Below are 24,168 nucleotides of genomic sequence, written 5' to 3'. Positions count from 1 at the left end.
CAAAAGCTTAATTTCCCCCTCCATAAATGATTACGTCATTCCTATATGAACCTGACTGAACTCAAGCAAAAGCCGATTACCGAACTGCTCGAATTGGCCGAACAGATGGGCATAGAAAATATGGCCCGTTCGCGCAAGCAGGACGTGATTTTCTCCCTGCTCAAAAAGCACGCGAAAAGCGGCGAGGAAATCTCCGGTGATGGCGTGCTGGAGATTCTCCAGGACGGCTTCGGCTTCCTCCGTTCCGCTGACGCTTCTTACCTGGCCGGCCCAGACGATATTTATGTCTCGCCAAGCCAGATTCGACGCTTCAACTTGCGCACCGGCGACACCATCGTCGGTAAAATCCGTCCGCCAAAAGAAGGCGAGCGGTACTTCGCCCTGCTGAAAGTCGACACGATCAACTACGATCGTCCAGAGAACGCGAAAAACAAGATTCTCTTCGAGAACTTGACCCCGCTGTTCCCGACCGTACGCATGAAGATGGAAATCGGTAACGGTTCCACCGAAGATCTGACCGGTCGTGTGATCGACCTGTGCGCCCCGATCGGTAAAGGTCAGCGTGGTCTGATCGTTGCTCCGCCAAAAGCGGGCAAGACCATCATGCTGCAGAACATCGCGTCCAACATCTCGCGTAACAACCCTGAAGTGCACTTGATCGTTCTGTTGATCGACGAGCGTCCGGAAGAAGTTACCGAAATGCAGCGTACCGTTCGTGGCGAAGTGGTTGCTTCCACGTTCGACGAGCCACCAACCCGCCACGTGCAGGTTGCTGAAATGGTGATCGAGAAGGCCAAGCGCCTGGTCGAACACAAAAAAGACGTGGTGATCCTGCTCGACTCCATTACCCGTCTGGCTCGTGCCTACAACACCGTTATCCCTAGCTCCGGCAAGGTACTGACCGGTGGTGTCGATGCTCACGCCCTTGAGAAGCCAAAGCGTTTCTTCGGTGCTGCGCGAAACATCGAAGAAGGCGGCTCGCTGACCATCATCGCTACCGCGCTGGTTGAAACCGGCTCGAAGATGGATGAAGTGATCTACGAAGAGTTCAAAGGCACCGGCAACATGGAACTGCCTCTGGACCGCAAGATCGCTGAAAAGCGCGTCTTCCCGGCGATCAACATCAACCGTTCCGGCACTCGCCGCGAAGAGTTGCTGACTGCCGATGACGAGTTGCAACGCATGTGGATCCTGCGCAAGCTGTTGCACCCGATGGACGAAGTTGCAGCCATCGAGTTCCTGATCGACAAGTTGAAGCAGACCAAGACCAACGATGAGTTCTTCTTGTCGATGAAGCGTAAGTAATACGTTTTCGGGTCTTAAAAAATGGCGTCCCTAGGGGCGCCATTTTTTTGCATTTAAAAGGAAGCTTTTGGGCTGGTACCGGTCAATAAAAACAATATTTCTGGATTTGGACATTGATGAGCTCTCTTGTATATCGCCGGGACATCGATGGCTTGCGCGCCATTGCCGTCATTGCTGTCGTCTTGTTTCACTTCGGGGTGCCGGGGCTGACCGGCGGGTTCGTCGGGGTCGACGTATTCTTCGTGATCTCGGGGTATCTGATCACCTCGATCATCTGGCGCCAGCGCGAGGCCGGGCGCTTCAGTTTCGTCGAGTTCTGGACCCGGCGTGCGCGGCGTATCCTGCCCGCACTGTTCGCCATGATTGCAGTCGTGCTCGCGGTGGGCTGGTTCTTGATGGCACCCAAGGACTACGAGCAACTGGGCCAGTCAGTTCGATACCAGGTGATGTTCGCCTCCAACCTGTTGTTCATGCGCCAGGATGGCTATTTCGATGTGGCCAGCGATTTAAAACCGCTGCTTCATACCTGGTCGCTGGCGGTTGAAGAACAGTTTTATATTGTTTTCCCGCTGCTGCTGACCCTGTTGGCCAGTCGCTTCAGGCATTGGCGTCTGGCCTTGTTTGGTGTGTTGCTGATCTCGTTCGGATTAAGCGTGTGGGCTGTTGCGCAACACCCTGAAAAGGCCTTTTTCCTGTTACCGATGCGGGCCTGGGAGCTGTTGGCTGGCGCGATGCTGGCGGTCGCACCGGTCAGTAAGACGCGCCTTACAGCCGCCGCCGCGCAATGCATAAGCTTGCTCGGGCTCGGACTGATCCTTGTCGCGGTTTTCGCTTACGACAAAAACACCCCGTTCCCTGGAGCAGCAGCACTGTTGCCGGTGCTGGGTGTGGTTGCCCTGATTTGGGCCAATGAGCATCACAGCACCTGGGTAGGGCGTATTTTGAGTTCCCGCCTGCTGGTAGGGCTCGGCCTGATCTCGTATTCCTGGTACCTGTGGCATTGGCCGGTGTTTGTTTTCGCCAGCTATGCCGACGTGGATGAGCCAGGTCCCGTCCTCACCGGTGCGTTGATCGCACTGACACTGGTACTTGGATATTTGTCCTGGCGCTACATCGAAACCCCGTTTCGTGAGCGTCGATTGTTGGCAGGGCGGCGTCAGATTCTGCTCGCTGCGGGTCTGGGTATCCTGGTACTGGGGCTGGCCGGGCAAACGCTGCGCTGGACTGACGGTTTGCCGTCCCGCTTGTCCGAGCATGCGTTGCAGTACGCCAATGCCAGCCACTGGCGTCCTGAGTTGATGGCCTGTATCACCGACGACAAGAGCCCCGCCGATACGCCTTTTTGCCGCTACGGCAATAGCGCTTCCGGGTTCGAGCCCGCGCAGTTGCTGGTTTGGGGGGACAGTCATGCCACGGCATTGATTCCGGCGCTGGACGCCAACGCCCGGCAGCACGGGGTTAACGTGATGCTGGCCAGTTCGGCGGGCTGTTTGCCCCTTGAGGGGCTGGAACATGGCGAGCGCTGTGCCAATTACAACCGTCGTGTGGAGCAGGCCCTGAAGACGGAACCGTTCACGGACGTGTTGCTGGTGGCCCGCTGGGGCCTGTACCTGTATGGCGACGCCAAGGGCGATCACGGCCATGCACTGAAGGGTGCCGATGGCCGTTATGACCCAGCCGTTGCCGAGCAGAGGCTTGCTGACGGCGTGCGGGCCAGGGTGGAGCAGCTGCGCAAGGCCGGCTATCGGGTCTGGCTCATGAAAGATGTACCGCTGCAGCCGTTCAATCCGCCGTACCGACTAAGCCGCCTGGCCATGCTGCATAAACCGACAGCCGACGTTGGATTTCCATTGGCCGACCACCTCAAGCAAAAAGCATTCATTAACCGCTTGTTCGCGCAAATTGCAGCAGCTGACGCCGGTGTCATGGTGCTGGATCCGACCCCGGCGCTTTGCGACGCCTCGGGTCTGTGTCGTGCGCAGCGCGATGGTCATTCGTTGTACACAGACGACAATCATCTGTCAGAGGCGGGTGCCCGGTTAATGCTGCCAGTGTTGGCGCCGGTGTTCGAAGAGGCGGCAGCTCAAGAGTTGACCGGCGTGAGTGAGGTGAATACGGCCCGCTGAGCAGCGATAAGCTGCCAGCTCACGCCATAGCAGGTAGGATGTACGCCTATTTTGAGGGTGCCAACGTCAATGAAATTCAAGGATCTTCGGGATTTCGTGCAGCAGTTAGAGCAGCGCGGAGAGTTGAAACGCATCCAGATTCCCGTGTCTCCTGTGCTGGAGATGACAGAAATCTGCGACCGCACGCTGCGGGCCAAGGGCCCGGCGCTGCTATTCGAAAACCCGACAGGACATACGATCCCGGTACTCGGCAACCTGTTTGGCACGCCTGAGCGCGTGGCCATGGGCATGGGGGCCGAGTCGGTCAGCGAGTTGCGTGAAATTGGCAAGCTGCTGGCCTTCCTCAAAGAGCCTGAGCCGCCTAAAGGTCTGAAAGACGCGTGGTCCAAGCTCCCTATCTTTCGCAAGATCATTGCCATGGCCCCGAAAGTCGTCAAGGACGCGGTGTGTCAGGAAGTGGTCATTGAAGGTGACGATGTCGACCTTGCCATGCTGCCGGTTCAGCATTGCTGGCCGGGCGACGTGGCGCCGCTGATTACCTGGGGCCTGACCGTGACCAAGGGTCCGAACAAGGACCGTCAAAATCTGGGTATTTATCGCCAGCAGGTCATTGGCCGCAACAAAGTCATCATGCGCTGGCTGAGCCATCGTGGCGGCGCGCTGGACTATCGTGACTGGTGCGAGAAACACCCGGGTCAGCCGTTCCCGGTAGCGGTGGCCCTGGGTGCAGACCCGGCGACCATCCTCGGTGCCGTAACACCGGTGCCTGACAGCCTGTCCGAGTACGCCTTTGCAGGCTTGCTGCGGGGCAATCGCACCGAGCTGGTGAAGTGCCGTGGCAATGATCTGCAAGTGCCTGCCACTGCCGAAATCATCCTTGAAGGCGTGATCCACCCTGGCGAGATGGCCCCCGAAGGTCCTTACGGCGACCACACCGGCTACTACAACGAAGTCGACAGCTTCCCGGTGTTCACCGTTGAACGCATCACCCATCGGATCAAACCGATCTACCACAGCACTTACACTGGCCGGCCACCGGATGAGCCAGCGATTTTAGGTGTGGCGCTCAATGAAGTGTTCGTGCCGATTCTGCAAAAGCAGTTCCCGGAAATCACCGATTTCTATCTGCCGCCAGAGGGTTGTTCGTACCGCATGGCCATTGTGACCATGAAGAAACAATATCCGGGCCACGCCAAGCGCGTCATGCTGGGTGTGTGGTCGTTCTTGCGCCAGTTCATGTACACCAAGTTCGTTATCGTGACAGACGACGATATCAATGCCCGGGACTGGAATGACGTGATCTGGGCCATTACCACGCGCATGGATCCCAAGCGTGACACGGTGATGATCGACAACACTCCAATCGATTACCTCGATTTCGCTTCGCCGGTTTCCGGTCTGGGTTCGAAAATGGGGCTGGATGCAACCAACAAATGGCCGGGTGAGACCACCCGTGAATGGGGTCGGGTCATCGTCAAGGATGAGGCGGTCACACGCCGGATCGATGACATCTGGAATCAATTAGGAATAGATTGATGCGTGTAACCTTGCAGCCTTCAGGCGCGGTGCTGGAAACTTTGCCTGGAGAGCGGATTCTGAATGCGGCGCAACGCCTGGGCTATGAATGCCCGCAAAGTTGCCGCAATGGTAATTGTCATGTCTGTGCGGCCTTGCTGGTTGAAGGCCAGGTGGAGCAGGCGGGAGAAGTCCGCGATCACGGCGAATTTTATACCTGCCTGGCAGCGCCGCTTGAAGACTGCGTGGTGTTGTGGGACGGGGTGCTTGCGTTGGGAGAGTTACCGGTGCGTAGCCTGGCGTGTCAGTTGATTGAATGTGTCGATATGGGCGGCGATGTCTGGCGCGTACGTTTGCGTGCGCCGGCGGGCAAACCGCCGCGTTATCACGCAGGACAGTACGTGATGCTGGAGCGGGAAAATGGCGAGAAATCGGCTTTTTCCCTGGCCAGTGCCCCGCACTCCGGGCGTGATCTTGAGCTGCACGTACTGGTGCGCGAAGACAGCGCCCGCAGCCTGATCGAGCAGTTGCAGCGCAACAGGATGGTCCGCCTTGAGCTGCCTTTTGGCGACACGCACCTGTCCGAGTTGCCGGACGGCCCGCTGGTCCTGATCGCAGCCGGTACCGGCATGGCGCAAATGCACAGCCTGATCGAGCATTGCCGTGAGAAGGGCTTCCAGCACCCGGTGCATTTGTATTGGGGGGTGCGTCGCCCTGAAGACTTCTACACCCTGGAGGAATGGGACGCCTGGCAGAAGATTCCCAACCTGTTCCTGCACAAGGTCGTCAGTGACCTGTGTGGCTGGGAGGGCCGCTGTGGTCTGTTGCATGAAGCCGTGTGTGAAGACATCAGCGATCTGAAGGCGGTGCATGTCTATGCCAGCGGTTCCCCGGCGATGATCTATGGAACCCTCGATGCACTGGTCAATGCCGGGATGGACCCGCACCAGATGCGCGCAGATGTATTTGCCTACTGCCCGCGCCCTTGAAATCTGTGCAGGAGCGAGCTTCCAACAGCTCGCTCCTGCAGGTTTTTAAGCCTTAGATCCGCAGTCCGGCGGTGATCATGGCGGCATTGAAACCGAGCAACACCAGCTCGGCCGCCACGGGCCCGTAATAGGCCCCGACCGAGGGGATAATCACCGGCGCAACTCCGAAGCGATTGAGCGGGATCTTGTCCTGATACTCGCCGTGATAGCCTTCCAGCAAGCCACCGGTCAGCTTTAAATAGACCGGGTAGTTTTCACTGTCAAAGCGTTTGCCGGCATAGGCGTAATAAGAGCGCTGGCTAAATGAATTGCGAAAAGTTGCTCCGCCCGCAAGCCAGCCTGAAGCGTCGTTATATTCCAGGCCGATCAGATCCTGATTGTTATTGTGCTCGGGGTCTGGCGAAAAGTGTCTGGTATAGACACTGGTCTGCACGTACCAGAAGTCTTTGTCTTTTTGCTGCGTGTCATCCTGGGCCAGCGCAAAGCTGGCATGAGCCAACATAAACAGGCAACAGATTCCTGACTTTCTCATAGGGTGGCCTCTGTCATTATATTGGGGCGCAACACTATAGAGATCTGTGGTGCCAGTTACCTGAACCTGCGCCTTACACAAGTGTAATAAGCCAGGCCGGTTTTTCTAGGTTGCCACAGGTCCGGACCTGCAAGTCATTTGCTTTTTAGTGCTATACCATTCAGGTCGTTACTTTCGTTTACATCATGTAATGCGAGCAGGATCCAAAAGCCTTAGTTATGACTGTAATTGAATCTGTGTGTTTAAACCCGGATTACCCTCCGCGACTCGATCTTGGGGCGCCGTTGACCCCAGAACAACTTCAGCAATCCTTGCAAGCCACCATGGCCTGTCATCAAGGCGGCCCCGTCTGGTTATTCGCCTATGGCTCACTGATCTGGCGCCCCGAGTGTTCGGCGGTCGAGCGCAAGCGCGGGCGGGTGCATGGCTATCATCGCGGGCTGTATCTGTGGTCCCACGAACATCGTGGCACGCCGCAATGGCCGGGGCTGGTGTTTGGTCTGGACCGGGGCGGTTCGTGCAGCGGTTTTGCCTATCGGCTGCCTGAAGACAACCTCGATGCCTCGCTCTATGCCCTGTGGCTGCGTGAAATGCCGGTGCCGTCTTATCGGCCGCACTGGCTCACTTGCCGGCTGGAGGATGGCAGTCAGGTGCAGGCATTGGGGTTTGTGCTGGAGCGACATCTACCCAGCTATGCGGGCAACCTGTCGGACGGTGTACTCAGCCAAGTACTGGCCAACGCCAACGGGCGTTACGGCACTACTCGCGATTATGTCGAGCAGACCGTAAGCGCCCTGCGTAGCCACGCCATGCCAGATCTGAATCTGGAGGCGCGGCTCAAGCGTTGCATGTCGTTGTCTTAAGCGTCGGTTGCCCGCTCGGCACTGGCGACATTCTTGTGGCGCAGGGTCGGGATCATGAACGCAATCGCCAACAGGCATGCGCTGATCAGCAGTACAAAGCCGCCATCCCAGCCGAAGTGGTCAACCAGATAGCCCATGGCCGCACTGGCTGCCACCGAACCGCCCAGGTAGCCGAACAGCCCGGTAAAGCCTGCGGCAGTACCGGCTGCTTTCTTCGGCGCCAGTTCCAGGGCCTGCAAGCCGATCAGCATCACCGGGCCGTAAATCAGGAAGCCGATGGAGAACAGCGCGATCATGTCAATGCTCGGGTTACCCGGCGGGTTGAGCCAGTAAACCAGCGTGGCGACGGTCACCAGCGACATGAACACAATGCCGGTCAGGCCGCGATTGCCGCGGAAGATCTTGTCTGACATCCAGCCGCACAGCAGCGTGCCCGGAATACCTGCCCACTCATAGAAGAAGTACGCCCACGAAGTGGTGTCCACGGTGAAGTGCTTGGCTTCCTTGAGGTAAGTCGGAGCCCAGTCCAGGACGCCGTAGCGCAGCAAATAAACGAACACGTTAGCCAGGGCGATGTACCACAGCATTTTGTTACGCAGCACGTATTTGACGAAAATCTCTTTGGCGCTGAATTCGTCTTCGTGGCTGGAGTCGTAACCGGCCGGGTAATCATTCTTGTATTGCTCGATCGGTGGCAAGCCCACGGACTGCGGGGTGTCGCGCATGGTGATAAACGCAAACAGCGCGACCAGCAGGGCAACGGTAGCCGGTACATAGAATGCCGCGTGCCAGTCGTTGAACCAGGCCATACCCAGCAAAAACAGCGGCCCGATCAAGCCTCCGCCAACGTTGTGCGCCACATTCCAGACTGACACTACACCGCCGCGTTCTTTCTGCGACCACCAGTGAACCATGGTCCGACCGCTTGGCGGCCAGCCCATGCCCTGGGCCCAGCCGTTGATAAACAGCAAAATGAACATCATGGTGACGCTGGAGGTGGCCCAGGGTGCGAAACCGAAAATGAACATCACGCCTGCTGAAATCAGCAGGCCGAAGGGCAGGAAGAAGCGCGGGTTGGAGCGGTCGGACACCAGCCCCATGAGGAACTTGGACAAACCATAAGCGATGGCAATCGCGGACATGGCCAGACCCAGTTGACCCCGGGTGTAACCCTCGTCAATCAGGTACGGCATGGCCAGCGAGAAGTTTTTGCGCAGCAGGTAATAACCCGCGTAGCCAAAGAAAATACCCGCGAAAATCTGCCAGCGCAGACGTCGATAAGTACTGTCGATTTTTTCTTCAGGCAGGGGCGCCTGGTGTGCGGCAGGTCGAAAGAAAGCAAACATTCAAGAGCTCCAAATTTCTTGTTATATCAGCGAGCGCGAACGTTACATTTTCGTTACTGAAAATGACAGGCCTTACTTTCTGCTGTTATAGGAAAAATCCCACAGAGCACTTTCATTTGTGAACCTGTTGCCCGGGGGTGAAACCTTCCACAGCCCGCTTGGCAGACGCAACGGGTCAAACTGTCCACAGGCCTGGAGAAACGGGCTGTGGATAAAAAATTAAAGGGCAGGTCTGTCCGTTTATTCGGATCTGTCTCACGCCAGGATCGGAGCCCTACGGCTTTGCGCTAACTGGCCGATAACCAGAAATAGATGTGCAAGCAGCCCCGGCTGCTTCTTCAACCCGTACCAAGGAGCGAATTGTGAAAGCGTGGATTTTATTGATGCTGGCCCTGTCCTGGCCGATGGTGGCGCTTGCAGAAGAAGCCGAAGAGGGCGCTGCCAAGGTCAGCTATGTCACCCTGAACCCGCCGTTCGTGGGTAACTACGGGCTCGATGGCAGTTCCAGGCTCAAGGTGTACAAGGCGGACATTTCGTTGCGCGTGTCCGGAGCCGAGGCGGCCAAGGCGGTGAAAGCCAATGATCCGTTGATTCGTAATCAGTTGGTGGGTTTGTTTACCCAGCAGACCAGCGCAAGCCTGGGCAGTGTTGAAGCCAAGGAGAAGCTGCGCCAGGAGGCCTTGAAACAGATTCAGCAGGTGATGCTCGAAGAGACCGGTAAGCCGATGATCGAGGATTTGCTGTTTAACAATTTAATCGTTCAGTAAGTGCCCGGGCCCGGCGTCTGCAGGCATGTGTTCAGTCCCATGACTAAGACGCCAGGCTCTTGCGAAACCGCGCAAGGGCAATGGCGAAAAATACCAGGCCAATAGTGGTCAGTGCCAACAGGTCCGGCCACACCACTTCTACCCCCGCATCGCGAAACAATATCGCCGCACTCAGGCTCACAAAGTGCGTCGAGGGCGAGCACTGCATCACCCATTGCAACCATTCGGGCATGCTGTCCAGCGGGGTGCTCCCGCCCGATAGCAGGAGCATCGGAATGATCACCGGGATCGCCAGCAAACCGAACTGCGGCGTTGAGCGGGCCAGGGTCGCGAGGAAGATTCCCAGTGCGGTACTGGCAAACAGGTAAAGTGCCGTTACCAGTAAAAACAGGGTCAACGACCCCGCCAGCGGCACGCCCAGGGCCCATTTCACCACGACTTCCAGCGATATCCAGGTACACAGCACCACCACCAGCATATTGCTCCAGATTTTTGCGAGCATGATTTCCAGTGCCGTCAGTGGCAGGACCAGCAGGTGGTCGAGGGTGCCGTGTTCACGCTCGCGCAGCAGCGCAGTGCCGGTCAGGACGATGGCCAGGATGGTGATGTTGTTGACGATCTGGATCACCGCCAGAAACCAGCCGCCCTCCAGGTTGGGGTTGAACAACGCGCGGCTGCTGAGCAGCGCCGGCGTATTGGCCGCGGCATCGGCCTGCCCGGTGTAGTTGAGCAGTTCGCGCTGGAAGATCCGGCCGATATACCCCGCCCCCATAAATGCCTGGCTCATGGCCGTGGCATCAACGTTGACCTGTACGCCCGGTTCGCGTCCGGCCAGCAAGTCGGCCTGGAAGTTGGCCGGCAGGTTGATCACAAAGGTGTAGCGGCCGCTGTCCATCGACTGGTCCAGCTGATCGTAAGGCAAGTCCTGCGGTGCCTGGAATTCGGGCGGTAGCAGCGACTCCGCCAGTTTGCGCGATAACTGGCTGTGGTCTTCATCGACGATGGCCACGCTGGCGTTATGCACGCCGATGATCGAGCCGGCCGCTGGCATATAGATAGCTACGGTGAAGGCATAGAGCAAAAACAGGAGCAAGACACTGTCGTGACGCAGGCTGGTGAGTTCTTTAAGACCCAGGCGCAGGATGTGCGAGAGCTTGTGCATCAAACCTCCTGCTTCTTGAGCATGATCAGGCTCAGTCCGGTGAACACGACAAAGAACCCCAGCAGTGCCAGGCATTGCGGCCACAGCTGGCGAAGGTCCAGGGCTTTGGTGAAGGTGCCTACGGCTATGTCGAGAAAGTGTCCGGCCGGGAACAGCATGCCCATCAGCGCCGCAGATCCGTCGAGGGAGGAGCGCGGCACGATCAGCCCGGAGAACTGAATGGTCGGCAGGCTGGTGATGATCATGGTGCCCAGGATTGCCGCGATCTGGGTGCGGGTGAATGCGGAGATCAGCAGGCCCATGCTGGTGGTGGCCAGTACATACAAGAGTCCGCCCAATGCCAGTGTGAGTCCGCTGCCTTTAAACGGCACGCCGAACAGCCAGCGGTTCATCGCCACCAGCAATGCCAGGTTGACCAGGCTCACCGCCAGGTAGGGAGCCTGTTTGCCCAGCAGAAATTCCAGCCGGGTCAGTGGCGTGGCGTAAAAGTTGGTGATCGAGCCCAGTTCTTTTTCCCGCACGATGCCCAGTGCCGTGAGCATCGCCGGGATAAACGCGAGAATCAGCGCCATCACCCCGGGGCCGATGGCATTCACGCTGATCACGTCCTGGTTATAGCGGAACCGGGTTTCCAGCCTGGCCATTACCTGCTTGTTTTGCGCCAGGCTGCTTTGTGCGGCCAGTTGCTCAAGGTTGGCCGAGTGTACGGCTTCGACATAGTTGCGGCTGGTTTCGGCCCGAAACGGCATGCCGCCGTCGAGCCAGGCGGCCACGGTGGGCTGGCGTCCGGCGTAAAGATCACGACCGAAGCCCGGCGGGATTTCCAGGGCGATCTTGATTTCGGAACGCTGCAGGCGTTCGTGCAATTGGTCTGCGCTCTGGATGGGCGCGTGCTCCTCGAAATAACGCGAACTGCGAAAGGCTTCAAGGTAGGCGCGGCTCTGGGGGCTTTGATCCTGGTCGTACACGGCGAAGGCGAGGTTTTCCACATCCAGGGAAATGCCGTAGCCAAAAATGACCATCATGAACACCGCGCCCAGCAGGGCGAACGCCATGCGCACCTTGTCCCGCAGTAATTCTTTGGATTCGCGGCTGGCGACGGCAATCAGCCGGGCCATGCTGAAGCCGGTTTTGCCCGGTGGCGGTGGTGCATTCACGGCAGCTGCCGGTGGCGGCTCGGCTTGGGTTGCCACGTTGGCGGCCGGATCGTTTTGCGCTTCTTCCAGGCAGGTGACAAATGCCGCCTCCAGGGTGTCGCCGTGGAACTGTTTTTGCAGCGCATCCGGGGTGTCGCAGGCCAGTACCTTGCCCGCGTGCATCAGCGAAATCCGGTCACAGCGTTGCGCCTCGTTCATAAAGTGGGTGGACAGAAAGATCGTCACCCCCTGCTCGCGGGACAGTTCGATCAACAGGCGCCAGAAGTCATCCCGCGCGGCGGGGTCGACGCCGGAGGTGGGCTCATCGAGGATCAGCACTTCGGGGCGATGCAACACCGCCACAGCCAGTGACAAGCGCTGGCGCAGACCTAATGGCAGTTCGCCGGATTGTTGCTCGGCAACCTCTGCGAGGTCGAAGCGCTGGATCAGCTCCTCGATCCGGGTCTGGCTTTGCGCCTTGGGCAAGTCGAAGAGTTGGGCATGCAATACCAGGTTCTGGCGTACGCTCAATTCGCCGTACAGCGAGAAGCTCTGCGACATGAAACCTACGCGCTTGCGGGTGGCCAGGTCTTTGGCGTTAACCGGATTACCCAGCAGCCTGGCGCTGCCTTGAGTGGCGGGCATCAGGCCGGTCAGCACTTTCATGGTGGTGGTCTTGCCGCAGCCGTTAGAGCCCAAAAAGCCGAAAATCTCGCCCCGGCCAATGGCAAAGCTGACGTTGTTGACCGCGGTGAAGTCGCCGAATTTGAGGGTCAGGTTGTGGGCCTCAATGGCGATGTCGCTGTTGTCGCTGGTGCGTGGCGGGATCACCAGCGGTTCATTGTTATGAGCGCTGTCGCCCTGGTAGTGGGTAAAGGCTTCATCCAGCTTGCCGGTAGTGGTGACGGCTGCCAGTTCCCGGCTCAATCCGGCCGCAATCAACTTGCCGCGATCCAGCATCAGGCAGTGTTCGAATTGCTCGGCCTCTTCCATGTAGGCCGTAGCGACCAGCAATGTGAGTTGTGGGCGTTGACTGCGTACGTCATCCACCAGCTCCCAGAAACGTCGCCGTGACAGCGGGTCGACACCGGTGGTGGGTTCGTCGAGGATCAGCAGGTCCGGCTCGTGGATCAGCGCGCAACATAGCCCGAGCTTTTGCTTCATCCCGCCGGACAGCTTGCCTGCGGGGCGTTCGGCAAAGCGCTCAAGGTCGGTAGCCTTGAGCAACTGCGCCATACGCTGTTCGCAGTCATCTCTGGACAAGCCAAACAGAGTGCCAAAAAAACGGATGTTCTCGCTGATCGACAATTCGGGATAAAGATTGCCGCCCAGGCCCTGGGGCATAAAGGCAATCAGCGGATACAGGGTGTTGCGATGGCGGCGGTCGTCAATGGGGCCGCCAAGCACTTGCAGTGAGCCTTGCTGTAGTTTTTTGACCCCGGCAATCAGCCCCAGCAAGCTCGACTTGCCCGCGCCATCCGGGCCAATCAGCCCGCAGCGCGTGCCTTTTGGCAGGCTGAAGGCAATGTCTAGCAGGGCTTGTTGTTTGCCGTACCTGTGGCTGATGCCACTGGCGTTGAGCGCCAGGTCGCTCATTGCAGGTTAGCCGGCCAGTTCACGTCGCTGGTCCGAACATAACCGGCTCCCGGCATGCCCGGTTTTGCTTGAGGTACGGCGGCCGGGTCGGTCAGGCGCAGCTTGACCCGGAACACCAGTTTTTGCCGCTCGTCACGGGTTTCGACTTCTTTGGGGGTGAACTGCGATTTGGCGGCGACAAAGGAGATTTTTGCCGGCAGTGGCTGATCGGGCAGGGCGTCGAGCACGATGCGGGCTTGAGCGCCAACCGCCAGCTTGCCGACCACCGAGGCGGGCAAGTACAGATTCATGTACTGGTCGCTCGGGTCGATCAGCATGAATACCCGTCCACCGGAGCCCAGCACTTCGCCGGGCTCGGCCAGGCGCAACTGGATCACCCCGTTGATTGGCGCACGCAGGCTGCTGTCTTCTATTTCACTGGTGAGTTGCGCGACGTGCGCTTCGCTGGACACGATGGCGGCTTTGGCGGCGGCAACTTGAGCCTGTGCGGCAACCACCGCGGAGTTGCTGGTATTGAATTTTGCCTGTTGCTGATCTAGCAGCTGGGCGCTGGCAAAACCGCGTTCGGACAGTTGGCGAAAGCGTTTGAGCTCCTGACTGGCCAGCAGTTTTTCGCTTTGGCGCAATTGCACGTTGGCTTCATTGGCCGCCAGGGCCTCACGTGCGCGCTGTACTTCGGCCTGGGCTTGGGCGCGGGTGGCTTCAAGGGTGCGGGTGTCCATGCGGGCCAGTAACTGGCCCTTGGTCACGTGATCACCTTCATCGACCAGAACCTCGGCCAGGCGGCCCGGAATCTTCGCGGCGATCTGCACTTCCGTGGACTCGAGTCGACCGTTGCCCATGCTGATCCCTTCAGGGAGGCGGTCGTGCAGGGATTTCCAGTAACCGAACCCGCCTGCGGCAATCAGCAATATTGCCAAAGGAATAACGAAGTAATGGGAAAGACGGTGATTCTTAGACATGCCGACATCCTGTGTCACAGAGCGCTCTAGTTTGACTGTTTCAAGGCCGCGCAGGCTTGATGCCAGTCAAAGGAAGTTGAGAGCCTAGACGCTAATACAGGATGTTGCCGGAGCCGGGGCGGATTCAACCCGGGAGCCGGGTGTTACTAAAGCAGGCCCAGTACCACTGCCCATTGCTCGGCAGTTACGGGCATGACTGAGAGGCGGCTGCCTTTTTGTACCAGTGGCATTTCGGCCAGCGCGCTTTGTTGTTTCAGGTAGTCGAGCTTGATGACCCTGGGGAAGGTTTGCACGTGTGCCACTTGCAATGCACTCCACGGGTTTTTTTCGGCGCTGGCCTTGGGGTCGAAATAGTGGCTTTCGGGGTCCAGGGCCGTGGGGTCCGGATACGCGGACTGGACGATTCGGCCAACCCCGGCAATCCCAGGCTCGGGGCAGCTGGAATGGTAGAAGAAGAACTCGTCGCCGGTGCTCATGCTCCGTATAAAGTTGCGCGCCTGATAGTTACGCACGCCATCCCAGCGCGCTTCGCCAATCTTCTGCAAATCCTTGATAGAGAACTCGTCGGGCTCGGATTTCATCAACCAATAGGCCATTTTCACTGCTCCTCAAATGCTGCCTGGTCATTTTGTCTGGCAAGATATTTGTAAACCGACAGTCGGTTGACGCCAGCGTTTGCGTGTCAGTTCGTGTTGCCTCAGAATGCCGGGATTTTAAGCTTGACGCTGCTGCACGGCCTATAACAAAAACCGTTGCTGTCATCGTGTTGATTTGCCTGAAGGGGGGCAATCGATGAAACGCAAACCGGATTTACTGTGGATTTTGGTTATTTTGTTCGGTTTGGGCGTGGTTACAACGGGTTATGCGCAAAGCCTCTGGTCAACTTCGACCGACACCTCGATGGAACTGGCGCAGCAACAGGTACAACCTTTCAAGCGCTAGACACTTCCAGTCAATTTGACAGAGACGCCCTGGCAGTCAGTGGGCAACGTACCACTGCTTGTCCGAGACCGTACCCTGTAGCGGCACATCCCAACTGGCCTGGGCCAGACTCTCTACTTTCTGACATTCGTGGGCCAGCCCCAGCAGTGTCGGCTTGCGCCAGCTTTGGCGACGGGCCAGATAGGCCAGGCTGCGGTCATAAAAACCGCCGCCCATGCCCAGTCGTCCCCCGGCTTGATCAAACCCCACCAGCGGCAACAGCACCAGGTCCAGTGCCCAGACCTTGCGCTGGCGTGCGCGGTTGATTCGGGGTTCGAGAATTCGAAAGCGATTGGGGATCAGTTTTTCACCGGGAGCAACGCGCTGAAACACCATCTTGGTTCGTGGCCATGCGCTGAGCACGGGCAGGTAAGTAATCTTGCCCCGACGCTGTGCTTCACGCAGCAGCAGGCGCGGATCGATTTCACCGTCAGTGGGAAGGTACAGCGAGATATGTCTGGCGCGGCGAAACAGCGGGTGTTGCGCCAGTTGCCGGTACAGGCCGCGGGCAGCCTGGCGTTGCTCGCAGGGCGAAAGTTCGCGGCGGGCTTTGCGCAGCAGTCGTCGAAGTTGCGGGCGTGTCGCAGGTTCGGTCATGGTGCTGTTCAAGATCGAGTTCACCGGACGGTTGGCTCGTGAAAGGCAATGCCAGCTCATGGCCGGCATTGCGCTGGAAATCAGGCTCCCCGACGTACCGCTGTCGGCTTGGCCCTTGAACCCGAAAGTTCAAGGTGGAAGTTGCAGTAGACCTTAAGGCTTTCCGTCGAGCGGACATGCACACCGGTCCAACGTGCAAGCTCCAGGGTAGTGCGAATCGGCTCAGGGACATCGCTAACTGGCGAATACTCCAGGGAGTGGCGCGAGTATACCCCAAAGAAACCTTTTGAATCAGCTCTGACGTTCGTTCGGATCAGTGGCGAGCACCAGATCGACGCGCTCCAGCAGGTCGCGCACCTGTTCGCGAGTTGAGCCGTTGGGCTGAACTTCGGCGATTTCCTGTCTGTGCAACAGATCGTGGGTGATATTCAGGGCGGCCATTACGGCGATACGGTCGGCGCCAATAACTTTGCCGCTGCTGCGGATTTCCCGCATTTTGCCATCCAGATAGCGGGCGGCACTCACCAGATTGGTGCGTTCTTCCTGGGGGCACATGATCGAATATTCTTTATCGAGGATGTGCACGGTGACGCTGCTGCTAGTACTCATGAGTCTTGCTCCAGGGCTTTGAGGCGCGAAATCATCGATTCCACCTTGTGTCGGGCGATTTCGTTTTTTTCAATGAGGTGCGCGCGTTCCTCGCGCCAAGTTTTTTCCTGAGCTACTAAGAGTCCGTTTTGACGGTTAAGTTGCTCGACGCGGCTGATCAGCAGCTCGAGCCTGGCCATCAGTGCATGCAGGTCGGTGTCTTCCATTGTGTCCTACTGTGTATTTTCTGATGGATGGTAACCGTCAAACGAGTTGACGCCTCGATGGTCTGGCACGTCTGCCGATGCTAGGATACAAGGCCTCCATTCTAGACATAGCGCCGCTTGGCGCCTAGCTGACCATGCCTATTCAGAATTCCCCGTATCAAGCCTTTGCCACCCTGCTGACCTCCAGCGGCCATAATGTTTCGCCTGCAGAACTGCACGGCCTGTTGTTGGGTCGCAGCGCTGCTGGCGCCGGCTTTGACCACGACGGCTGGCTGGCGGATGCCAAAGAGCTGTTCCAAAGCGAAAATGAAATCAGTGACAACGTACGCAATGCCCTGATCGGTTTGCAAGAAATGGTTAAAGGCGAACTGACCGGCGACGACATGACCGTCGTGTTGCTGTTGCCTACCGATGATGCGCCGCTGACTGAACGCGCCATCGCCCTGGGTGAGTGGTGTCAGGGTTTCCTGGCCGGTTTCGGCCTGAACTACCGTGACAATGCCTTGAGTCTTGAAGGTAAAGAAGTGCTGAACGATCTGGCGGCCATTTCCCAGGTGCAAGATGCCTTGGAAGAATCCGAAGACGGCGAAAGCGACTACATGGAAGTGATGGAATACCTGCGCGTCGCGCCGCTGTTGCTGTTCACTGAAACCAAAAAAACTGCTGAGCCTGCGGCTGCCAAGCCTTCGCTGCACTGATTGATCGTCAAGAGGGAACCCGTCTGCCCATGATCCATATCCCGAAATCGGAATACACACGTCGCCGCAAGGCGCTCATGGCGCAGATGGAGCCCAACAGCATTGCGATTCTTCCTGCTGCGCCAGTGGCAATTCGTAATCGCGATGTCGAACATGTTTACCGCCAGGAGAGCAATTTCCAGTATCTGAGCGGCTTTCCAGAGCCCCAGGCGGTGATTGTCCTGATTCCGGGCCGGACTCACGGTGAATACGTACTGTTTTGCCGCGAGCGCAATGCCGAGCGTGAGCTGTGGGACGGCTTGCGGGCCGGGCAAGAAGGCGCGATCCGCGACTTCGGCGCAGACGATGCGTTTCCCATCACTGACATTGACGACATCCTGCCGGGGCTGATTGAAGGCCGTGACCGGGTGTATTCGGCGATGGGCAGCAACCCCGATTTTGATCGCAACCTGATGGAGTGGATCAACACGATCCGCTCCAAGGCGAACCTCGGTGCTCAGCCGCCCAACGAATTCGTTGCTCTGGATCATCTGCTGCATGACATGCGCCTGTATAAATCGGCGGCAGAGATCAAGGTCATGCGCCATGCGGCGCAAATCTCGGCTCGCGCCCATGTGCGCGCCATGCAGGCCAGCCGTGCCGGTTTGCATGAGTACAGCCTCGAGGCCGAACTGGATTATGAATTCCGTAAAAGCGGGGCAAAAATGCCAGCCTATGGCTCGATCGTCGCCTCGGGCGATAACAGCTGCATCCTGCACTACCAGGAAAATGACGCCCTGCTCAAGGATGGCGACCTGGTATTGATCGATGCCGGGTGTGAGATCGACTGCTACGCCAGTGATATCAGCCGTACATTCCCGGTCGGCGGCAAGTACTCGCCTGAACAAAAAGCCATTTACGAACTGGTGCTGGCGTCCCAGGAAGCCGCGTTTGCCCAGATCGCGCCCGACAAACACTGGAACCAGGCCCACGAAGCCACGGTTCAGGTGATCACGGCGGGGCTGGTTGAACTGGGCCTGTTGCAGGGCGATGTGGATCAACTGATCGCCAGCGAAGCCTATAAACCCTTTTACATGCATCGCGCTGGCCACTGGCTGGGGCTCGATGTGCATGACGTGGGTGAATACAAGGTGGGCGGTGAATGGCGCGTGCTGGAAGTCGGCATGACCCTGACGGTTGAGCCCGGCATCTACATCAGCCCGAATAATCTGAATGTCGCCAAAAAATGGCGTGGCATCGGGGTGCGCATTGAGGACGACGTAGTGGTCACCAAACAGGGCTGTGAAGTCTTGACCGGCGACGTGCCGAAAACCGTCGCGGATATCGAAGCCTTGATGGCTGCAGCACGAGCGGGCGCGGTATGAACCGGGTCAGTCTGGCGATCATCGGTGGCGGACTGGTCGGTGCCAGTCTTGCCTTGGCGCTGCAGGCCGGGGCCAAGGCCCGGGGCTGGAAAATCGTATTGATCGAGCCGTTTGCTCCCGGCAACAGTTATCAGCCGAGCTACGATGCCCGCTCGTCGGCGCTTAGTTATGGTGCGCGGCAAATCTACGAGCGGATGGGGCTTTGGCAAGCCATTGCCGAGCGTGCCGAGCCGATCAAGGACATTCACGTGTCCGATCGCGGGCGTTTTTCCACGGCTCGTTTGTCGTCCAGCGAAGAAGGGGTTCCGGCGCTCGGGTATGTGGTCGAAAACACCTGGCTCGGCCAAAGCCTGTGGAAAAGTCTGGACCCGGACGTGATCAGCTGGCGTTGCCCGGCTGAAGTTATCCACATGCAGCCGCTCGAAGATGGCTACCGCTTGACGCTCAATGACGAAACCACGCTCGACTGCGACCTGGCAGTGCTGGCCGATGGCGGTCGCTCGGGCTTGCGCGAGCAGTTGGGGATTCATGTGCGCAAGCGGCCATACGATCAAAGTGCGCTAATTGCCAACATCACCCCGAGCCAGCCCCACGCCGGAATGGCGTTCGAGCGTTTCACCGATGAAGGTCCGATGGCCTTGCTGCCATTGCCCGACAACCGTTGTGCGCTGGTATGGACCCGTCTGGGGATGGATGCCCGGCGCCTGGCGGCACTGGATGAGCGCAGCTTCCTCAGCGAGTTGCAGGCTGTATTCGGCTACCGCCTGGGCACCCTCAAGCAGGTCGGCGCACGGCATTTGTACCCGCTTTCGCTGGTCGAAGCCGAAGAGCAGGTACGCCCGCACCTGACTATTCTGGGCAACGCGGCTCACAGCCTGCACCCGATTGCCGGCCAGGGTTTCAACCTGTCCTTGCGCGATGCGCAGGCATTGGCCGACGCCTTGTTGGCGAGCGACAAAAAGCCCGGTGATTTTGCCACGCTGCTGAGTTATCAACAGCGGCAAAAACTCGACCAGCAACTGACAATTGGTTTCTCGGACCAGGTAACACGGGTTTTCGGTAGTGAGCAGCCATTGGTATCGCTGGGGCGCAATCTTGGCTTGCTCGGCCTCGATTTGTTGCCGCCGGCCAAACGCTGGTTTGCCCGCCAGGCGATGGGGCTGGGCACCCGCGCCGACAGTTAATAATGACGGCCGGGGCATGCCCCGTGTCGGACCATTTTTCAAGTGCGGCGTATGCCGCTAGCGAGACAGGCTTAAAGCATGGAAATGCGCGCAGATCTGCTGATTGTCGGGGCCGGAATGGTCGGTAGTGCTTTGGCACTGGCGCTCAAGGACAGCGGACTGAAAATTCTGCTGCTCGATGGCAGCCCGCTGGATGTCAAACCGTTCAGCCCGCAGGCCCCGTTTGAACCCAGGGTCAGTGCCTTGTCGGCCGCCAGTCAGCGCATCCTGCAACGCCTGGGAGCCTGGGACGGGATTGCCCGGCGGCGTGCCAGTCCGTATTCGCACATGCACGTGTGGGATGGCAGCGGCACGGGGCAGATCCACTTCTCGGCGGCCAGTGTGCATGCCGAGGTGCTGGGCCATATCGTTGAAAACCGGGTGATCCAGGATGCGCTGCTGGAGTGCCTGCAAGCCACGGATATCCAACTGCTGGCCAATGCACGGCTGGAGCAAATGCGTCGTTCCGCTGACGACTGGCTGCTGACCCTGGCCGATGGACGCACCCTGCGGGCACCGGTAGTGATTGCCGCCGACGGTGCCAACTCGGCTGTGCGCCGCCTGACCGGCTGTGAGACCCGTGAGTGGGATTACCAGCATCACGCCATCGTCACCAGCGTGCGGTGCGCAGAACCCCATCAGCAGACCGCCTGGCAGCGTTTTACCGATCACGGGCCACTGGCGTTTTTGCCACTGCAGCGTGATGGCCAGCAGGATTGGTGCTCAATAGTCTGGTCGACCATCCCTGAGCAGGCCGCGCACCTGATGGCGCTGGATGACGAGGGGTTCTGCCGCGAGCTGGAGCTGGCCTTCGAAGGCCGGCTGGGCAACGTTGTGAGTGCAGACCCGCGGGTCTGCGTGTCTCTGCGCCAGCGTCACGCCAAGCGTTATGTGGCCGAAGGCCTGGCATTGATCGGCGATGCGGCACACACCATCCACCCCCTGGCCGGGCAGGGGGTGAATCTGGGCTTCCTCGATGCAGCGGTGCTGGCAGATGTGCTGTTGCACGGGGTGGATCGTGGTGAACGGCTGGCGGATGTGCGGGTACTGAGCCGTTTCGAGCGCCGCCGCATGCCGCACAACCTGGCGTTGATGGCGGCGATGGAAGGTTTTGAGCGCCTGTTCCAGTCAGATTCGTTGACTGCCCGCTTGCTGCGTAACAGCGGGTTGAAATGGGTCAATCAAATGCCCGAAGCCAAAGCGCTGTTTGTGCGTCAGGCGCTGGGCCTGACCGGCGACTTGCCGCCGCTGGCCAAAGCCTGAGACCTGCAGAAGGCGTTTCTTGCAACATCTGGTAACGGCTCTAGGGCGAGTTAGGTTGAGATGGCAAATGTGATTCACTACCATTTACGCCCGATTCGCATTAAGAGAGACCGCCCTCCATGTTGGTACCCAAGCGTCTACTGACTGCCCTGGCCCTTACTGTTTTCGGGAGCAGCGCCTTTGCTGCCGATGAAGTGGTGGTCTACTCCTCGCGCATCGACGAGCTGATCAAGCCGGTATTTGACGCCTACACCGCCAAAACCGGAGTCAAGGTCAAGTTCATCACCGACAAGGAAGCGCCGCTGATGCAGCGCATCAAGGCCGAAGGGCAGAACGCTACTGCTGACCTGTTGCTGACTGTGGATGCCGGCAACCTGTGGCAGGCCGAGCAAATGGGCATTTTGCAGCCGCTCAAATCTGACGTGATCGATAAAAATATCCCGCCTCAATACCGCTCTTCCTCCCACGAGTGGACAGGCTTGAGTTTGCGTGCGCGAACCATTGCCTACGCCTCTGACCGGGTCAAACCTGAAGAACTGTCGACTTACGAAGCCCTGGCGGACAAAAAGTGGGAAGGCCGCCTGTGCCTGCGCACCGCCAAGAAGGTTTATAACCAGTCGCTGACCGCCACCATGATCGAAGTGAATGGCCCGCAGAAAACTGAAGAAATCCTCAAGGGCTGGGTGAATAACCTGTCTACCGATGTGTTCTCGGATGACATCGCAGTGCTGGAGGCGATCAACGCCGGGCAGTGCGACGTCGGCATCGTCAACACTTACTACTATGGCCGTCTGCACAAGCAGAAGCCGGATCTGGCGGTGAAACTGTTCTGGCCGAACCAGGCGGACCGCGGCGTTCACGTCAACCTGTCGGGTATTGGCCTGACCAAATACGCTCCGCATCCTGAAGCGGCCAAGGCGTTGGTGGAGTGGATGACCACCCCTGAAGCCCAGGCGATTTTTGCCGGGACTAACCAGGAATTCCCGGCCAACCCGACTGTTGCACCTTCAGCCGAAGTGGCCAGCTGGGGTAACTTCAAGGCCGATGAACTGCCGGTTGAAGTCGCAGGCAAGCGCCAGGCAGAAGCTATCCGCATGATGGATCGTGCTGGCTGGAACTGATAAAAAACTGAAGTTTTACCTGTGGGAGCGGGCTTGCCCGCGATAGCATCAGCGTGGTTTCTGTAGGAGACCGGGCTGAGGCTATCGCCAGCAAGCCCGCTCCCATATTTGTTATCGGTACTTCCAAACAACTTCCGAGAGTTTTTCGTGGCCCATCCTGCCCAACGTCGCTGGTATCCACTGGTTTTTGTCATTGCCGCTCTGGTGCTGTTGCCGCTGAGCGTTCTGCTGTTGTCCTGGCAAAGCATTGATGCACAGATCTGGAGCCACCTGTGGGATACGCAGATGCCGCGCCTGCTGGGCAACACCCTCACCCTGATTGTGGGGGTCGGCATAGGCGTGACGCTGCTGGGCGTGAGCCTGGCGTGGTTAACCAGCCTGTGCGAGTTCCCCGGCAGGCGCTGGCTGGACTGGGCGCTGATGCTGCCGTTCGCGATTCCTGCCTATGTGCTGGCATTTGTTTTTGTCGGCCTGCTGGACTTTGCCGGTCCGGTGCAAACCCTGCTGCGGGAATGGTTCGGCATGGGCCTGCGGCTGCCAAGGGTGCGCTCCACCGGCGGCGTGATTATCGTGCTGATTCTGGTGTTCTACCCCTACGTTTACTTGTTGGCGCGCAGCGCATTCCTCGCTCAGGGCAAAGGCCTGATGGAAGCGGCCCGGGTGTTGGGCCAGAGTCCGTGGCAGGCGTTCTGGCGTGTGGCGCTGCCAATGGCACGCCCGGCAATTGGTGCGGGGGTGGCGCTGGCACTGATGGAGACCCTGGCCGATTTCGGCGCCGTGTCGGTGTTCAACTTCGATACCTTTACCACGGCCATCTACAAAACCTGGTACGGCTTTTTCAGCCTGTCCACCGCTGCGCAACTGGCCAGTTTGCTGCTGCTGGTGGTGATGCTCGTGCTCTATGGCGAACGCCGGGCCCGGGGTGCCAGCCGCGCCAGTAACGAGCGGCCCCGGGTCAAGGCCTTGTATCACTTGCGGGGGGCCAAGGCGTGGCTGGCCAGCAGCTGGTGCTTGCTGGTGTTCGCCTGCGCTTTCGTGATCCCGATGCTGCAATTGGTGGTGTGGTTCTGGCAGCGCGGGCGCTTTGATCTTGATGAGCGTTATACCGGCCTGATTCTGCACACCCTGTATCTGGGCGCCATGGCCGCCCTGATCACCGTCAGCGTGGCGCTGGTGCTGGCGTTTGCCCGACGACAGGCGCCCACTCCGGCTATCCGCGCCGGGGTCAGTCTGGCGAACCTGGGCTATGCATTGCCGGGATCGGTGCTGGCGGTATCGATCATGCTGGCTTTCAGCTATCTGGATCGTGAACTGGTGATCCCGGTATCAGGCTGGCTCGGAGGAGCAGGCAAGCCGCTCTTGCTGGGCAGCCTGTCGGCCTTGCTGCTGGCATATCTGGTGCGCTTTATTGCTGTGGCTTACGGCCCGCTGGAAAACAGCCTGGCGCGCATCCGGCCTTCTTTGCCGGAAGCGGCCCGCAGTCTGGGAGTGAGTGGCCCGCGACTGTTTATCAAAGTGTATCTGCCGTTATTGCTGCCGGGCACCCTGAGTGCTGCGCTGCTGGTATTTGTCGATGTGCTCAAAGAGATGCCTGCTACCTTGCTGATGCGCCCGTTCGGGTGGGACACGCTGGCGGTTCGGATCTTTGAGATGACCAGTGAAGGTGAGTGGGCGCGGGCCTCGTTACCGGCGCTGACGTTGGTGCTGGTCGGTTTATTGCCGGTCATCGGGCTGATCCGTCGCTCGGCACATCGAATCGGTTAGGTGCCAGTCCCTCCCCATGTGGATACAATGCGCGGCATTCGGT

The 24,168-nt window shown here is 58.8% G+C and carries 22 protein-coding genes and 1 other RNA gene; 13 read left to right on the top strand and 10 right to left on the bottom strand.

Annotated features, from left to right (window positions below; translation table 11 throughout):
- Positions 1 to 45: 45 nt before the first annotated feature.
- The 4 genes from rho (at position 46) to JQ845_RS11000 (ending at position 5,935) form a co-directional block, all read left to right on the top strand.
- Positions 46 to 1,305, top strand: coding sequence for a transcription termination factor Rho (gene rho, locus JQ845_RS11015; RefSeq protein WP_003438291.1), 1,260 nt, complete (start codon positions 46 to 48; stop codon positions 1,303 to 1,305).
- A 116-nt stretch (positions 1,306 to 1,421) separates the two neighbouring features.
- Positions 1,422 to 3,431 (top strand): acyltransferase family protein, encoded by a 2,010-nt coding sequence (locus tag JQ845_RS11010; protein ID WP_203008988.1) that lies wholly within the window; start codon positions 1,422 to 1,424, stop codon positions 3,429 to 3,431.
- A 69-nt stretch (positions 3,432 to 3,500) separates the two neighbouring features.
- Positions 3,501 to 4,967 (top strand): 4-hydroxy-3-polyprenylbenzoate decarboxylase, encoded by a 1,467-nt coding sequence (ubiD, locus tag JQ845_RS11005; RefSeq protein WP_003438295.1) that lies wholly within the window; start codon positions 3,501 to 3,503, stop codon positions 4,965 to 4,967.
- Positions 4,967 to 5,935: a CDP-6-deoxy-delta-3,4-glucoseen reductase gene (locus JQ845_RS11000; protein ID WP_003438302.1), complete on the top strand. Its 969-nt coding sequence runs from the start codon at positions 4,967 to 4,969 to the stop codon at positions 5,933 to 5,935. Before ubiD ends, JQ845_RS11000 begins: the two co-directional genes overlap by 1 nt.
- Before the next feature lie 52 nt (positions 5,936 to 5,987).
- Here the strand turns inward: JQ845_RS11000 and JQ845_RS10995 are convergent, their stop codons facing one another.
- The gene (locus JQ845_RS10995) at positions 5,988 to 6,437 is read right to left on the bottom strand and encodes a hypothetical protein (RefSeq protein ID WP_010656878.1); all 450 of its coding nucleotides are present in this window, start codon (positions 6,435 to 6,437) and stop codon (positions 5,988 to 5,990) included.
- Between the two features lie 248 nt (positions 6,438 to 6,685).
- Here JQ845_RS10995 and JQ845_RS10990 point away from each other — a divergent pair, with 248 nt between their 5' ends.
- A complete protein-coding gene (locus JQ845_RS10990) occupies positions 6,686 to 7,330 on the top strand; it encodes a gamma-glutamylcyclotransferase (RefSeq protein ID WP_003438305.1) in 645 nt (214 codons plus the stop codon).
- Here the strand turns inward: JQ845_RS10990 and glpT are convergent.
- Positions 7,327 to 8,676, bottom strand: a complete 1,350-nt coding sequence (glpT, locus tag JQ845_RS10985; protein ID WP_003438307.1) for a glycerol-3-phosphate transporter — start codon at positions 8,674 to 8,676, stop codon at positions 7,327 to 7,329. The genes JQ845_RS10990 and glpT overlap by 4 nt on opposite strands.
- 362 nt (positions 8,677 to 9,038) lie before the next feature.
- Between glpT and JQ845_RS10980 the strand changes: the two genes are divergently transcribed.
- Positions 9,039 to 9,443, top strand: coding sequence for a flagellar basal body-associated protein FliL (locus JQ845_RS10980; RefSeq protein ID WP_203008987.1), 405 nt, complete (start codon positions 9,039 to 9,041; stop codon positions 9,441 to 9,443).
- 43 nt (positions 9,444 to 9,486) lie between these two features.
- On the opposite strand, the gene JQ845_RS10975 is transcribed toward JQ845_RS10980, so the two are convergent.
- The 4 genes from JQ845_RS10975 to JQ845_RS10960 form a co-directional block, all read right to left on the bottom strand.
- Positions 9,487 to 10,605: an ABC transporter permease gene (locus JQ845_RS10975; protein WP_010656875.1), complete on the bottom strand. Its 1,119-nt coding sequence runs from the start codon at positions 10,603 to 10,605 to the stop codon at positions 9,487 to 9,489.
- Entirely contained in the window at positions 10,605 to 13,337 is a 2,733-nt protein-coding gene (rbbA, locus tag JQ845_RS10970; protein ID WP_003438315.1) for a ribosome-associated ATPase/putative transporter RbbA, read from the bottom strand. The genes JQ845_RS10975 and rbbA overlap by 1 nt, the downstream gene beginning before the upstream one ends.
- Positions 13,334 to 14,299, bottom strand: a complete 966-nt coding sequence (locus tag JQ845_RS10965; RefSeq protein ID WP_003438317.1) for an HlyD family secretion protein — start codon at positions 14,297 to 14,299, stop codon at positions 13,334 to 13,336. Before JQ845_RS10965 ends, rbbA begins: the two co-directional genes overlap by 4 nt.
- A 146-nt stretch (positions 14,300 to 14,445) precedes the next feature.
- Positions 14,446 to 14,895, bottom strand: a complete 450-nt coding sequence (locus tag JQ845_RS10960; protein ID WP_003438320.1) for an EVE domain-containing protein — start codon at positions 14,893 to 14,895, stop codon at positions 14,446 to 14,448.
- A 196-nt stretch (positions 14,896 to 15,091) separates the two neighbouring features.
- On the opposite strand from JQ845_RS10960, the gene JQ845_RS10955 reads away from it, so the two are divergent.
- Entirely contained in the window at positions 15,092 to 15,241 is a 150-nt protein-coding gene (locus tag JQ845_RS10955; RefSeq protein ID WP_003438323.1) for a hypothetical protein, read from the top strand.
- A 36-nt stretch (positions 15,242 to 15,277) separates the two neighbouring features.
- Here the strand turns inward: JQ845_RS10955 and JQ845_RS10950 are convergent, their stop codons facing one another.
- The 4 genes from JQ845_RS10950 to JQ845_RS10935 all read right to left on the bottom strand — a co-directional run bounded on the left by JQ845_RS10950 (position 15,278) and on the right by JQ845_RS10935 (position 16,692).
- Positions 15,278 to 15,877: a 5-formyltetrahydrofolate cyclo-ligase gene (locus JQ845_RS10950; protein ID WP_010656874.1), complete on the bottom strand. Its 600-nt coding sequence runs from the start codon at positions 15,875 to 15,877 to the stop codon at positions 15,278 to 15,280.
- Between the two features lie 82 nt (positions 15,878 to 15,959).
- Positions 15,960 to 16,137, bottom strand: a non-coding RNA gene (gene ssrS / locus JQ845_RS10945) — 6S RNA.
- Between the two features lie 31 nt (positions 16,138 to 16,168).
- Entirely contained in the window at positions 16,169 to 16,486 is a 318-nt protein-coding gene (locus JQ845_RS10940) for a cell division protein ZapA (RefSeq protein ID WP_003438329.1), read from the bottom strand.
- A complete protein-coding gene (locus JQ845_RS10935) occupies positions 16,483 to 16,692 on the bottom strand; it encodes a TIGR02449 family protein (protein WP_003438332.1) in 210 nt (69 codons plus the stop codon). Before JQ845_RS10935 ends, JQ845_RS10940 begins: the two co-directional genes overlap by 4 nt.
- Positions 16,693 to 16,826: 134 nt before the next feature.
- Here JQ845_RS10935 and JQ845_RS10930 point away from each other — a divergent pair, with 134 nt between their 5' ends.
- The 6 genes from JQ845_RS10930 to JQ845_RS10905 all read left to right on the top strand — a co-directional run bounded on the left by JQ845_RS10930 (position 16,827) and on the right by JQ845_RS10905 (position 24,125).
- Positions 16,827 to 17,390, top strand: a complete 564-nt coding sequence (locus tag JQ845_RS10930) for a YecA/YgfB family protein (protein WP_003438334.1) — start codon at positions 16,827 to 16,829, stop codon at positions 17,388 to 17,390.
- Positions 17,391 to 17,419: 29 nt separating this feature from the next.
- Complete coding sequence (pepP, locus tag JQ845_RS10925) at positions 17,420 to 18,754, top strand: Xaa-Pro aminopeptidase (RefSeq protein ID WP_203008986.1); 1,335 nt, start codon at positions 17,420 to 17,422, stop codon at positions 18,752 to 18,754.
- Positions 18,751 to 19,938, top strand: coding sequence for a 2-octaprenyl-6-methoxyphenyl hydroxylase (ubiH, locus tag JQ845_RS10920; RefSeq protein WP_010656873.1), 1,188 nt, complete (start codon positions 18,751 to 18,753; stop codon positions 19,936 to 19,938). The genes pepP and ubiH overlap by 4 nt, the downstream gene beginning before the upstream one ends.
- Before the next feature lie 84 nt (positions 19,939 to 20,022).
- Positions 20,023 to 21,240 carry a 2-octaprenyl-3-methyl-6-methoxy-1,4-benzoquinol hydroxylase gene (locus tag JQ845_RS10915; protein WP_203009003.1) on the top strand — a complete coding sequence of 406 codons (1,218 nt, stop codon included), beginning with the start codon at positions 20,023 to 20,025 and terminating at the stop codon, positions 21,238 to 21,240.
- 119 nt (positions 21,241 to 21,359) lie between these two features.
- The gene (locus JQ845_RS10910) at positions 21,360 to 22,361 is read left to right on the top strand and encodes an extracellular solute-binding protein (protein WP_010656871.1); all 1,002 of its coding nucleotides are present in this window, start codon (positions 21,360 to 21,362) and stop codon (positions 22,359 to 22,361) included.
- Between the two features lie 147 nt (positions 22,362 to 22,508).
- Entirely contained in the window at positions 22,509 to 24,125 is a 1,617-nt protein-coding gene (locus tag JQ845_RS10905) for an ABC transporter permease (RefSeq protein ID WP_010656870.1), read from the top strand.
- Positions 24,126 to 24,168: the final 43 nt, after the last annotated feature.

This window comes from Pseudomonas paraversuta (genome assembly GCF_904063065.1).
Classification (GTDB): Bacteria; Pseudomonadota; Gammaproteobacteria; order Pseudomonadales; family Pseudomonadaceae; genus Aquipseudomonas; species Aquipseudomonas paraversuta.
This window is presented reverse-complemented; position numbering and strand designations above follow the sequence as displayed.

Excerpts from the sequence above, each read along its gene's own strand:
- rho (WP_003438291.1), top strand. The coding sequence starts at position 46 with ATGAACCTGACTGAACTCAAGCAAAAGCCGATTACCGAACTGCTCGAA.
- JQ845_RS11010 (WP_203008988.1), top strand. The coding sequence starts at position 1,422 with ATGAGCTCTCTTGTATATCGCCGGGACATCGATGGCTTGCGCGCCATT.
- ubiD (WP_003438295.1), top strand. The coding sequence starts at position 3,501 with ATGAAATTCAAGGATCTTCGGGATTTCGTGCAGCAGTTAGAGCAGCGC.
- JQ845_RS11000 (WP_003438302.1), top strand. The coding sequence starts at position 4,967 with ATGCGTGTAACCTTGCAGCCTTCAGGCGCGGTGCTGGAAACTTTGCCT.
- JQ845_RS10995 (WP_010656878.1), bottom strand. The coding sequence starts at position 6,437 with ATGTTGGCTCATGCCAGCTTTGCGCTGGCCCAGGATGACACGCAGCAA.
- JQ845_RS10990 (WP_003438305.1), top strand. The coding sequence starts at position 6,686 with ATGACTGTAATTGAATCTGTGTGTTTAAACCCGGATTACCCTCCGCGA.
- glpT (WP_003438307.1), bottom strand. The coding sequence starts at position 8,676 with ATGTTTGCTTTCTTTCGACCTGCCGCACACCAGGCGCCCCTGCCTGAA.
- JQ845_RS10975 (WP_010656875.1), bottom strand. The coding sequence starts at position 10,605 with ATGCACAAGCTCTCGCACATCCTGCGCCTGGGTCTTAAAGAACTCACC.
- rbbA (WP_003438315.1), bottom strand. The coding sequence starts at position 13,337 with ATGAGCGACCTGGCGCTCAACGCCAGTGGCATCAGCCACAGGTACGGC.
- JQ845_RS10965 (WP_003438317.1), bottom strand. The coding sequence starts at position 14,299 with ATGTCTAAGAATCACCGTCTTTCCCATTACTTCGTTATTCCTTTGGCA.
- JQ845_RS10960 (WP_003438320.1), bottom strand. The coding sequence starts at position 14,895 with ATGGCCTATTGGTTGATGAAATCCGAGCCCGACGAGTTCTCTATCAAG.
- JQ845_RS10955 (WP_003438323.1), top strand. The coding sequence starts at position 15,092 with ATGAAACGCAAACCGGATTTACTGTGGATTTTGGTTATTTTGTTCGGT.
- JQ845_RS10950 (WP_010656874.1), bottom strand. The coding sequence starts at position 15,877 with ATGACCGAACCTGCGACACGCCCGCAACTTCGACGACTGCTGCGCAAA.
- JQ845_RS10940 (WP_003438329.1), bottom strand. The coding sequence starts at position 16,486 with ATGAGTACTAGCAGCAGCGTCACCGTGCACATCCTCGATAAAGAATAT.
- JQ845_RS10935 (WP_003438332.1), bottom strand. The coding sequence starts at position 16,692 with ATGGAAGACACCGACCTGCATGCACTGATGGCCAGGCTCGAGCTGCTG.
- JQ845_RS10930 (WP_003438334.1), top strand. The coding sequence starts at position 16,827 with ATGCCTATTCAGAATTCCCCGTATCAAGCCTTTGCCACCCTGCTGACC.
- pepP (WP_203008986.1), top strand. The coding sequence starts at position 17,420 with ATGATCCATATCCCGAAATCGGAATACACACGTCGCCGCAAGGCGCTC.
- ubiH (WP_010656873.1), top strand. The coding sequence starts at position 18,751 with ATGAACCGGGTCAGTCTGGCGATCATCGGTGGCGGACTGGTCGGTGCC.
- JQ845_RS10915 (WP_203009003.1), top strand. The coding sequence starts at position 20,023 with ATGCGCGCAGATCTGCTGATTGTCGGGGCCGGAATGGTCGGTAGTGCT.
- JQ845_RS10910 (WP_010656871.1), top strand. The coding sequence starts at position 21,360 with ATGTTGGTACCCAAGCGTCTACTGACTGCCCTGGCCCTTACTGTTTTC.